The 1,413-nt window shown below is 48.3% G+C and carries 2 protein-coding genes; both read right to left on the reverse strand.

The features are described from left to right. On the reverse strand, positions 1-641 hold a 641-nt coding region (locus B3180_RS13850; RefSeq protein ID WP_286845090.1), incomplete at its 3' end, for a PhoH family protein. A 15-nt stretch (positions 642-656) separates the two neighbouring features. Further along, a partial coding sequence (locus tag B3180_RS13855) for a TRAM domain-containing protein (protein WP_286845091.1) occupies positions 657-1,413 on the reverse strand: 757 nt, incomplete at its 5' end.

Here is a 1,413-nt window from a genome sequence, read left to right on the forward strand (position 1 = left end):
TTTTCAAAGCCGAGCATTTCAAATAACGCATCGTACAGAGGGCGTAAGTATGGATCTACTTTTTGGGCTAAGTCACCGGGTAAGAACCCCAGCTTTTCGCCTGCTTCAACCGCTGGGCGAGTCAGAAGAATACGGCGCACTTCCTGACGCTCCAAAGCATCCACTGCGCAAGCCACAGCCAGATAAGTTTTACCGGTACCGGCCGGACCAATACCAAAGTTAACGTCATGCGCTAAAATGGCACGAACGTAACCGGCCTGGTTATGGTTACGGGGCTTGATTAGACCCCGCTTTGTTTTAATGTGAGTCATTTTTTCTGCGGCAGGGTCACCTTGCTCATCGTTTTGCTCAAGCACTTTTGCTTGTTGAATAGCAAGGTGGACTTGCTCGGGCTCAATGCGACCTTCTTTTCCTTTTACGGTTGCGGTTTCAATGTACAAATCAAGCAGAAGCTTGTGCACAGCAGAAACGCTGGAGGCATTGCCGATTAATCGAAATTGATGGCCGCGATGCGTGATCTCGACACCCAGGCGGCGCTCAATGTGCTTCAGATTTTCATCTAAAGGGCCGCAGAGATCGGAAAGCCGACGTGAATCCGTCGGCTCTAGCTCAAAATCAAGTGTCTGTGTTTGTGGACTCAATCGTTTCCTCTTTACTTAACTGGCTTGTCGAGGCATTTGAACGACGCCCAGATTATCAGGCTCGCTCGACTTTCCTCGTTGTAAAATAGTTTCCGGCGCTGTATCAATACGCAGCCCCATATCCGCTTCTTCACGAATTAGCTCGCCCCGTAACGAATTAGGAAGCACTTCGGTGATGCGTACATCGACGAACTGTCCAATCATATGGGGTTGACCGACAAAGTTTACAACCCTGTTATTCTCGGTACGCCCGGTAAGTTCCATCGGGTTCTTTTTCGATGGGCCGGTCACCAGAATACGCTGCTCTGTTTCCAGCATACGGCGTGCATGCGCCATAGATTGCTGATTCAGGCGTTGCTGTAACAACTGCAAGCGCTCTTTCTTGGTTTCTTCACTAATATCATCAGGTAAGTCAGCCGCTGGTGTTCCCGGGCGTGCACTGTAAATAAAGCTGAAGCTCATATCGAAGTCAATAGTCTGGATAAGATCCATCGTTGCTTCAAAGTCTGCGTTGCTTTCGCCCGGAAAACCAATAATAAAGTCCGATGACATAGCAATGTCTGGTCGCGCTTTCTTTAAAGCACGAATTTTTGATTTGTATTCCAGTGCGGTGTGTCCACGCTTCATCATGGTTAAAATTCGGTCTGAACCACTTTGAACCGGTAAATGTAAATGACTGACCAGCTCAGGAATGGTTTTATAGGCTTCGATGATGTCATCGGTAAACTCGACCGGATGAGAGGTGGTGTAACGAATGCGATCAATACCATCG

This window comes from Idiomarina sp. UBA4206 (assembly GCF_002383015.1).
Taxonomy (GTDB): domain Bacteria; phylum Pseudomonadota; class Gammaproteobacteria; order Enterobacterales; family Alteromonadaceae; genus Idiomarina; species Idiomarina abyssalis.